The sequence below is a fragment of the Anaeromyxobacter terrae genome (assembly GCF_022690685.1).
Taxonomy (GTDB): domain Bacteria; phylum Myxococcota; class Myxococcia; order Myxococcales; family Anaeromyxobacteraceae; genus Anaeromyxobacter; species Anaeromyxobacter terrae.
On sequence record NZ_JALCYY010000029.1, the window covers coordinates 61,950 to 71,191 of the forward strand.

Sequence of the window (9,242 nt, forward strand, 5' to 3'; positions counted from 1 at the left end):
AAACGACAGCGCGATGCGCGACACCGAAGGTGATCGCGAATCGCGAGCTGTCGTTTAGAGCCGCTCGAAGATCTCGCGATATCGGCTCGCGCGGAACGCCGCCACGAGCTCCGGGTGCGCGCCCGCGCGGACCTCCGCGAGCAGCGTGTACTTCCGCGAGTGGTAACGCGACACGGCCCAGGCGAGCCGCACGGCGGTGAGTCCGCCCCGGAACAGCGCGCCCTTTGCGACGCAGTCGCGGAGCACGTGGAACGGGCGCTGCAGCCAGGCGGGCTTCACGCTCCGCTCCGCGTCGGCGAAGCGGAGCGCCCAGAGCATGGCGTATCGCTCCCCCTTCGCGAAGCGCGCCGTGATCGACGTCGCGAAGCGGTGCTCGATGACGGCGTCGAGCCGCTCCGTCTCCGCCGGCGGTAGCGCCTCGTGGACGATCATGCTCGGGTCCCAGCGCGCGGCGTCCGCGCGCACGAGCCGCACGTGCCACTCGACGCGGTAGAGGAAGCGCTTTCCGGGGAGCTCCGCCCAGTCGCGGACCGGCAGCGAGTAGCGCGCGACGCGCGGCTCTGACGCGCGCCACCGGCGGAGCACCGCGATGGCCTCGGGCGTGAGCCGCTCGTCGGAGTCGAGGAAGAGGAGCCAGTCGCAGCCGCGGAGCGCCTCGGCCGCTGCAGCCCGCGCGGCCCCGAACCCCTCCCATGGATGCTCCAGCCGGCGCACGCCGCGGGCGCGGGCGATCTCGGCCGAACCGTTCCGTGAGCCGCAGTCGACCGCCACCACCTCGTCGCAGACGGCGACGAGGCCGTCGAGGCAGGGGCCGAGGGTCGCCGTCGCGTCGCCGTGGATGACGAAGCCGCCGAGGCGCATGAGGGGAGCATGCTAGCGCAAAGGCGCGGCCCCCCGCTCGGTTCACACGGGGAGCATCCGGTAGAGGTCCTCGAGGCGTCCCTCGCGGAGCGCCCGGACGAACTCAGGGTACGCGCCGCCGCGGAGCTCGGCGAGGAGCGCGTACTTGCGCGACTGGTGATGCGCCACGGCCTCGGCGAGGCGGAGACCCTCGAGCCCGCCGCGGAACACAGCGCCCTTCAGCACCGCCTCGCGCGCGAGGTGCACGAGCTTCTGCACGGCCGGTCGCTTCGGGCGGCGGCCCTCCGCGTGGAAGCGCAGCGCCCACAGGAGCGCGTAGCGATCCGCCTTCGCGCGAAGCGAGGCGGCGTCGGTCGCGAACCGGTGCTCGAGGGCGATGGGCAGGTAGACCTTGCGCGCGGACGGGAGCGCCTCGTGGACGATCATCGCCGCATCCCAGCGGGCGTGGTCCGCGCGCACGAGCCGGACGTGGTTCTCCGTCCTGAACAGGAAGCGGCCGGTCGGAAGCTCCGCCCAGTCACGCCGCACCAGCGCGCAGTACGGCTCCGCGGGCGCGCTCGACTTCCAGGCGCGGAGCGCCTCGACGGCGTCGGGGAGCAGCCACTCGTCCGAGTCGAGGAAGAAGATGTAGTCGCAGCTGTGGAGCTCCCGGGCCGCGGCGGCCCGCGCGGCTCCGTAACCCGCCCACGGGTGGACGACGGAGCGGAAGCCGCGCGCGCGCGCCAGCGCTGCCGAGCCGTCCGTCGAGCAGGAGTCGACCGCGACGAGCTCGTCCGCGACCGCGGCGATCGACTCGAGGCAGCGGCCGAGCGTGTCGGCGTTGTCGCCGTGGATGACGTATCCGCCGAGGCGCATCGAGACGTGGGGGGGCGGCGCGGCGCCGCAGCCGTAGGAAGACCAGACACGTTCGGCCAGGTCAAGTGAGCATCACCGCGAGCAGCACACGACCACGGGCTGGACCGACAGCGCCGCGAGCGCAGCCGAGAGGCCGCGGCGCGCCGCTGCGACGATCGAGGGGGCCCAGGTGGGCTTCATCGAACGAGGCACCCGCCGAGCGTCCCCCGAGCGCGACGCCAGGCGACGGGTGCGCCGGCAAGGGCCGACGCGCCGAAGGACGCCGGGCCCGGGGCCACAGGGGTGGCGTTGATCCCGGCGCCGCTCGCCGCCAAGAACGGGCCCATGATCACCGTCCGCCGCTCCGAGGACCGAGGCCACTTCGACCACGGCTGGCTCGACACCCGCCACACCTTCTCGTTCGCCGACTACCACGATGCCCGGCACATGGGGTTCCGCACGCTCCGCGTCATCAACGAGGACCGCGTCGCGCCGGGCCAGGGGTTCGGGACCCACGGCCACCGGGACATGGAGATCCTCTCGTACGTGCTGTCCGGCACCCTCGCGCACCGCGACTCGATGGGCACCGGCTCGAGCATCGGGCCGGGCGAGGTGCAGCGCATGACCGCCGGGACCGGCGTCCTGCACAGCGAGTTCAACGGCTCCGACTCCGAGCCCGTCCGCTTCCTGCAGATCTGGATCCTTCCCGAGCGCCGTGGGCTGCTCCCCGGGTACGAGCAGAAGAAGTTCGCCGAGGAGGAGCGGCGCGGACGGCTGCGGCTCGTCGCCTCCCAGGACGGCGCAGACGGCAGCGTCACGGTCCACCAGGACGCACGGGTGTACGCGGGGCTCCTCGACGCGGGGGAGCGGGCCACGCTTCCGGTCGCCGCGGGCCGGCACGCCTGGGTCCAGGTCGCGCGCGGAAGCCTGCGGGTCGGCGACGAGACGCTCTCGGCCGGCGACGGCGCGGCCGTGAGCGACGAGCGCGAGCTTCGACTCGAGGGGATCGACGCGGCCGAGGTGCTGGTGTTCGACCTCGCCTGACGGCTCACCCCGTCGACGCGGGCCGCCCGGCCTCGCCGCCGAGCGCCTCGGGCCCACCGAGCGGGAGCTCGATCCGGAAGGTGGCGCCCTCCCCCGGCGCGTCCTCGACGGCGATGCGACCCCCGTGCGCCTCGATCACCCGGCGCGCCACGAACAGCCCGAGCCCGAGCCCGCCGTAGTTGCGCGGTGAGACCGCCCGCTCGAAGCGCTCGAAGATCCGCTCCCGGACCGACGGATCGACGCCGATGCCGCGGTCGCGGACCACGACGAGCCCCGCCTCGCCCCGGCGCACGAGCCCCACGTCCACCGGCTTCCCCGCGCCGTACTTGAGGGCGTTCGCGAGCACGTGCCCCACGGCCCGCTCGATCTCGTCGGGATCGATCCGCGCCGGCAGCGCCTCCGGCAGGTCGAGACGCAAGGTGCTCCCCACGCGCGACGCGGCATCTTCGAGCCGCTCGGCGGCGGCACGCACGGCCGCGGCGAGGTCCGCCTCGCGCGGCGCGATCCGCAGCTCACCCCGGTCGAGCCGCGACACGTCGAGCAGCTCGTCCACGAGCCGCGCGAGCCGCGCCTGCTGCCGCAGGGCCGCCCCGGCCTTCGCCGCGATCCGCTCGGGGGAGGCCGCGCCGCGCGCGGCGCCGATCTGCAGGCCCTCGAGCTGGAGCCGCAGGCTCGTGAGCGGCGTCCTGAGCTCGTGCGAGGCCACGTGCAGGAACTCGTCCCGAGCGCGCACCGCGTCCCGCAGCTCGTCCTCGACCGCCTTGCGCCGGTCTATCGGCTCGGCCGCCGAGATGAAGTAGCTCGGCCGGCCCGCGGCGTCGCGCACCAGCGCGACCGTGAGGTTCACCCAGGTGGCCCGCCCGTCGCGGCGGACGTAGCGCTTCTCAACGTTGTAGAGCTCGTCCTCGCCCGCGGCGAGCCGGCGACCGCGCGCCTCGTTCTCGGCGACGTCCTCGGGGTGCGTCAGGTCCTGGAAGCGGAGCGCGCGGAGCTCCTCCTCGGTGTACCCGAGCATCTCGGCGTAGCGGTGGTTGACGCGCAGCCAGCGCCCGTCGAGCCCGACGTGGGCGATGCCGATCGCGGCGTTCTCGAAGGCGGCGCGGTAACGCGACTCGCTGCGGGCGAGCGCGCGGACCGAGCGCCGTGCGACGGCGAAGGCCCCCGCGGCGAGGGCGAGCGCGACCGCGACCGCGGCGAGCAGCGCGCGCGAGGCCGCGTGGATGCTCCCTGCGAGCTGCGATCGCGCGGCCTCGAGCGCCTCGTCGTGCGCGCGAGCGAGCGCCGGGGCGGTCGTGCGGAGCTCGTCGTGGAGCGGCGCGAGCTCGGCCGAGACCACCGCGTCGAGCGTGGCCGCCTCGCGCAGCGCGCCGAACGCGGCGGCGCCCACGGCGACGGCCGCGAGGGACAGGACGAGGAAGGCCATCGGACCGAACCGCGCGACGCGCGGCCCGCCGGCCGCCCAGTTTGGATCCACTCCGCGCATGACGGCTCGCGGTCGTATCACCGCACGCCCGCACCCGGTGCAGCGTTCTTTGCCCGTTTGGGGATGCGCGCATCCGTCCCCGTGAGGGGGACCGCCGACCGCGCGGGCGCTGCCGTGTCGTCCTCGCGTGACGATCTTGGCGGCATGGCTCTCCCCGGCGACCACGACCCACTCCAGGACGCGAACTTCCAGGCCCTCGTGACCGCCCTCGCGCGCGAGGGGCTCCCTCGCCGGGCCGAGGCGGCGCGCGCGGTCGAGGCCGTGATGTGCGCGCTCGCGCAGCGCATCCAGCGTCCGGAGTTCGACGATCTCCGCGAGCACCTGCCCGAGCCGTTCGGCAGCCGTCTCGCCGCCTGTGAGCGCCACGCGGCTCGGCCGCCGCGCCCGCTCCGCTCCGCCGACGACTTCTACGCGATCGTGGCGGAGGACCTCGAGCGAGATCCGCAGGACGTCGAGCCGGCGGTCCGCGCGGTGTTCGCGGCGCTCCGCGCGCAGATGGAGGAGGCCGACGCCGAGCTCGTCGGGCAGGAGCTGCCGCTCGAGCTCGAGCCGCTCTGGCGCCGGCCGTCGTGAGCGAGGCGCGCGCTTCAGCGCCCCGGCCGCGAGCGCGCGCCCCGCGCGCGGAACCGCTTCAGCCGCACGACGTCCTCGCGGTCGCGCTCCTCGAGCGCCGCGTCGATGCGCCCCGCCTCCGACGCGAGCGCGGGGAGCACGAGCTGCTCGAGCGCGTTGATGCGCCGGGAGGTGGCCTGGATCTCCTCGCCCAGGCGGGCGAGGTGGAGCTCGCGCGAGGCGATCTTGAGCAGCACCTCGAGCGCCTCCTCGTGGCGCCGGGCCGCCTCCGCGCCCGCGAGCCCCCAGCTCGTCGGCGCGCTGCCGCGCTCGTCCGCCGCGCGTACGAGCGGCGGCGCCGAGACCGAGGGCGTCGGCACGCCCCACACCCGCCGCACGCTCACCTGCAGCGGCACCTCGCGCCCGGCCGCCAGCGCAAGCGAGGCGAGCGCCTCCTCCCCGTCTAGCGCGCGAGAGAGGCCGAGCGCCTTCACCGCCTCGCGCAGCACCTCGTCGAGCCGCGCGCGCCCGGCGAGCACGTCGCGCATGAGCCTCCAGAGCTCCCCGGCGAGGACCTCGCGCTTGGCGCGGAGCAGGCGCGCACCCTTCGACGCCACCTCGGCGCGTCCCCGCACCTCCAGGAGGCCCATGCGCGTGGTGGGTGTGTGGTTCACCGGGCCTCCTTCCGGCGCGCCTCGAGCACCGCCGCCGGGATGCGGGCGAGCGCCTCGGCCGGGAACGGCGCGAGGAGCTTCCAGCCGAGCTCGAGCGTGTCCTCGATCGAGCGGAAAGCGTCGCCCTGCCCGACGAGCTCGCGCTCGAACCGGTCGGCCACTTCGAGGAGCCGCCGCTCCTCCTCGCCGAGGTTCGCCGCGCCCACGATCGCGGCCATCCGGCGCACGTCGCGCCCCCGCGCGTAGAGCGCGTAGAGCTGGTCCGCGACCGGCCGGTGATCGGCGCGGGTGCGGCCCGGGCCGACGCCGAGCCCCATGAGCCGCGAGAGCGAGGGCAGCACGTCGATGGGCGGATAGACGCCGCGCCGGTCGAGATCGCGGGAGAGGACGATCTGCCCCTCGGTGATGTACCCGGAGAGATCCGGGATCGGGTGGGTGAGATCGTCGTCCGGCATGGTCAGCACCGGGACCTGCGTGATCGAGCCCGGCCGCCCCGCGATCCGCCCGGCCCGCTCGTAGAGGGTCGCGAGGTCCGTGTACATGTAGCCGGGGTAGCCGCGTCGGCCGGGCACCTCCTCGCGCGCGAGCGCGACCTCGCGGAGCGCCTCGCAGTAGCTCGTCATGTCGGTGAGCACGACGAGGACGTGCAGCCCGTGGCCGAAGGCGAGGTGCTCGGCGCAGGTGAGCGCGCAGCGGGGCGTCATCAGCCGCTCGATGGGCGGATCCTCGGCGCGGTTCAGGAACACGACGGTTCGATCGAGCACGCCCGCTCGCCGGAACGCCTCGAGGTACGCGTCGTACTCGCGGAACGGCGCGCCCATCGCGGCGAACACCACCGCGAAGCGCTCGCCGCCGCGGACGCGCGCCTGGCACACGAGCTGCGCCGCGAGCCGGCCCGCCGGCAGGCCCGCGCAGGAGAACACCGGGAGCTTCTGCCCGCGGACGAGCGTGTTCATGCCGTCGATCGCGGAGATGCCGGTCTCGATGAAGTCTGCGGGCTTCTCGCGCCGCGTGACGTTTAGCGCGGCGCCGTGGATGGGGAGGCGCGCCTCCGCGATGGGCGGCGGCAGCCCGTCCACGGGGCGGCCGAGGCCGTCGAGCACGCGCCCGAGCATGCCGCGCGAGACGCCGAGGGCCGCCACCTCGCCGGTGAGCGTCACCTCGGCGCGCGCCGGCGCGAGGCCGCGCGTCTCCTCGAGCACCTGGATCGCGACGCGGGCCCCGGCGAGCTCGATGATCTGGCCGCGGCGCTCCTCGCCTCCGGCGCGGATGCGGACGATCTCGCCGAGCCGCGCGCGCGGCACCCCCTCGAGGAACAGGAGCGGCCCCGCGATCCCCTCCGCCCCGCGCACCCGCCGCGTCACGAGGTCCATCGCTCACTCCGCCTCGAGGCGCGCGATGGCCTGGCCGATCTCGGCGCGGAGCGCCTCGGCGCCGCCCGCGATCGCCTCCGCCGGCACGGAGCCGAGGCGGAGGAGCCGGGTGCCGAGCCCGGCCTCGAGGATGGAGCGGAGCGGCACGCCCGCCGCGACGGCGTTCGCCGCGCGGCCGTGGAGCTCGAGGTGGAGCCTGAGCATCTCGAGGGCCTTGCGCGGGGGGCAGCTCGCGTCGACGGGGTCATAGGCGCTCTGCCGGAGGAACCCCTCTCGGAGCAGCCGCGCCGACTCGAGCACGAGCCGCTCCGCGTCCTGCAGCGACTCGGTGCCCACGAGCTCGGCGACCTCGACGAGCTCACGCTCGCGCTGCAGGAGCTGCATCGCCTCCTCGCGCAGCGCGCCGAACCCCTCCCCCGCCTCGCGTTCGAACCAGCCGCGGAGCCGCTCCGCCTCGAGCGAGAACGACACGCTCCAGTCCAGGGCCGGGTAGTGGCGGCGGTGCGCGAGGTCGGCCGAGAGCGCCCACAGCACGCCCGTCGCGCGGAGCGAGCACTGCGTCACTGGCTCCGAGAGATCGCCGCCCGGCGGCGAGACGGCGCCCACCACGGTGACCGAGCCCTCCCCGCACGCGAGCGTCTCGACGCGGCCGGCGCGCTCGTAGAACCGCGCGAGCCGCGACGCGAGGTAGGTCGGGTAGCCCTCCTCGCCCGGCATCTCCTCGAGCCTCGCCGAGATCTCGCGCAGCGCCTCGGCCCAGCGGGAGGTGGAGTCGATCATGAGCGCGACCGAGCGGCCCATGTCCCGGAAGTACTCGGCGATGGTGCAGCCCGTGTAGATCGAGGCCTCGCGCGCGGCGACCGGCATGTTCGAGGTGTTCACGACGAGCACGGTGCGGCCGAGGAGCGGGCCGCCCGTGCGGGGGTCGTCGAGCTTCGGGAGCTCGTCGAGCACCTCGGCCATCTCGTTGCCGCGCTCGCCGCAGCCGACGTAGACGACCACGTCCGCCGCGGCGTGCTTCGCGAGGCTCTGCTCGAGCACGGTCTTGCCGGTCCCGAAGCCGCCCGGGACCATCGCCGTGCCGCCCGAGGAGACCGGGAAGAAGCAGTCGAGCACGCGCTGCCCGGTGAGGAACGGGACGTCGGGCGCGAGCCGCCGGCGGATGGGGCGCGGCCGGCGCACCGGCCAGCGGTGGGCGAGCGCGATCTCCGCGCCGCCCACGAGCCGCACGACCGGCTCGTCGACGGTGACCGCGCCAGCGCGGACCTCGGCGACCCGCCCGCCGAGGCCCGGCGGCGCGAGCACGGGGTGCGCGGACGCGCCCGAGCGCGCGATCCCGAGCGCGGCGCCGGGGAGGATATCGTCGCCCGCGCGGACGCTCGCCTCGAGCTCCCAGCGCCGCGTCCGATCGAGCGCCGGCAGGCGGGCGCCGCGCCCGAGGAAGTCGCCCTGGCGCGCGGCGAGGGCGTCGAGGGGGCGCTGGACGCCGTCGAAGACCGAACCGAGGAGACCCGGCCCGAGCTCCACCGCGAGCGGCTCGCCCGTCGGCTCCGCGGGCTCTCCGAGCGCGAGCCCCGCCGTCTCCTCGTAGACCTGGATCGTCGCGAGATCGCGCTCGAGCCGGATCACCTCGCCGAGGAGACGCTCCTCTCCGACCCACACGATCTCGTTCAGCCCGGCCCCGGCGAGCCCGTCCGCGACGACCGTCGGCCCCGCGATCCGGACGAGCCTGCCCGTCATGGTCCCTCCCCCGCGGCGCCGAGCTTCACGCCGTACCCGACCGCGCGACGGATGAGGGCTGCGACGTAGGCGCGGCCTCGCCCCTCCTCGCCCCAGCGGCGCGGCAGCGCGAACGGCAGCACGACCGGGAGGCCCCGCTCCCGCGCGCGCCGCAGCGGGCGCGGCCCCGCCGCCGCGAGGACCTCCTCCTCGACGGCGAGCACGCCCGCGTCCGGTGCGGCGGCGAGCCGCCGGAGCGACGCGCCCTCCTCGCCGCGCCCGACCTCCTCCACGGTGGCGCCGGCGAGCCGGAACCCGAGCGCGTCGCCCGGTCGGACCACGACCACGAGCCGGAGCGGTGGCCCCGCGGCGCCCTGCCCCGCCCGAGCGGCGTGCGTCACGAGCCCTCCTCGGCGAGATCGAGGATCTCGTCCGCCGGGAGCCCGAGCGCGGCGCCGCGAAGCACGAGCGCCACGCGGCGCACCTCGGCGCGCCGCGCCGCGAGGTAGGCGAGGGGCACCGCGAGCGAGAGCGGCCGGCTCCGCGCCTCGCGCCGCAGGGCCCCGACCATCCGCCGCTCGAGGGCGCGCTCTGCGCCCCAGGGGGTCGCGAGGTCGGACGCCGCGAGCCCGAGCGCCCCGGCGAGCGCGTCGCGCACGGCGGCGCCGTCGCGCAGCGCCGCGACGCGGCGGAGCGCCTCGC

Annotated in this window: 10 protein-coding genes; 2 read left to right on the forward strand and 8 right to left on the reverse strand. The window is 75.8% G+C overall.

The window, feature by feature from the left end; translation table 11 throughout:
- Positions 1-54 precede the first annotated feature (54 nt).
- Together MNY62_RS14340 and MNY62_RS14345 are read right to left on the reverse strand one after the other, a co-directional pair.
- Complete coding sequence (locus MNY62_RS14340; protein ID WP_242344860.1) at positions 55-861, reverse strand: glycosyltransferase family 2 protein; 807 nt, start codon at positions 859-861, stop codon at positions 55-57.
- Positions 862-903: 42 nt separating this feature from the next.
- Positions 904-1,716 carry a glycosyltransferase family 2 protein gene (locus tag MNY62_RS14345; protein WP_242344861.1) on the reverse strand — a complete coding sequence of 271 codons (813 nt, stop codon included), beginning with the start codon at positions 1,714-1,716 and terminating at the stop codon, positions 904-906.
- 324 nt (positions 1,717-2,040) lie between these two features.
- Here MNY62_RS14345 and MNY62_RS14350 point away from each other — a divergent pair, with 324 nt between their 5' ends.
- Positions 2,041-2,739, forward strand: a complete 699-nt coding sequence (locus MNY62_RS14350) for a pirin family protein (RefSeq protein WP_242344862.1) — start codon at positions 2,041-2,043, stop codon at positions 2,737-2,739.
- Positions 2,740-2,743: 4 nt separating this feature from the next.
- Here the strand turns inward: MNY62_RS14350 and MNY62_RS14355 are convergent, their stop codons facing one another.
- A complete protein-coding gene (locus MNY62_RS14355; RefSeq protein ID WP_242344863.1) occupies positions 2,744-4,162 on the reverse strand; it encodes a sensor histidine kinase in 1,419 nt (472 codons plus the stop codon).
- A gap of 204 nt (positions 4,163-4,366) precedes the next feature.
- Here MNY62_RS14355 and MNY62_RS14360 point away from each other — a divergent pair, with 204 nt between their 5' ends.
- Positions 4,367-4,795 (forward strand): DUF2267 domain-containing protein, encoded by a 429-nt coding sequence (locus MNY62_RS14360; RefSeq protein ID WP_242344864.1) that lies wholly within the window; start codon positions 4,367-4,369, stop codon positions 4,793-4,795.
- A gap of 14 nt (positions 4,796-4,809) precedes the next feature.
- Here the strand turns inward: MNY62_RS14360 and MNY62_RS14365 are convergent, their stop codons facing one another.
- The 5 genes from MNY62_RS14365 to MNY62_RS14385 form a co-directional block, all read right to left on the reverse strand.
- Positions 4,810-5,424 (reverse strand): V-type ATP synthase subunit D, encoded by a 615-nt coding sequence (locus MNY62_RS14365; RefSeq protein WP_408629085.1) that lies wholly within the window; start codon positions 5,422-5,424, stop codon positions 4,810-4,812.
- Between the two features lie 20 nt (positions 5,425-5,444).
- Positions 5,445-6,821 (reverse strand): V-type ATP synthase subunit B, encoded by a 1,377-nt coding sequence (locus tag MNY62_RS14370; RefSeq protein ID WP_242344866.1) that lies wholly within the window; start codon positions 6,819-6,821, stop codon positions 5,445-5,447.
- Between the two features lie 3 nt (positions 6,822-6,824).
- Complete coding sequence (locus tag MNY62_RS14375) at positions 6,825-8,561, reverse strand: V-type ATP synthase subunit A (RefSeq protein WP_242344867.1); 1,737 nt, start codon at positions 8,559-8,561, stop codon at positions 6,825-6,827.
- Complete coding sequence (locus tag MNY62_RS14380) at positions 8,558-8,941, reverse strand: V-type ATP synthase subunit F (RefSeq protein WP_242344868.1); 384 nt, start codon at positions 8,939-8,941, stop codon at positions 8,558-8,560. Before MNY62_RS14380 ends, MNY62_RS14375 begins: the two co-directional genes overlap by 4 nt.
- On the reverse strand, positions 8,938-9,242 hold a 305-nt coding region (locus MNY62_RS14385; RefSeq protein WP_242344869.1), incomplete at its 5' end, for a V-type ATPase subunit. The genes MNY62_RS14380 and MNY62_RS14385, both read right to left, overlap by 4 nt.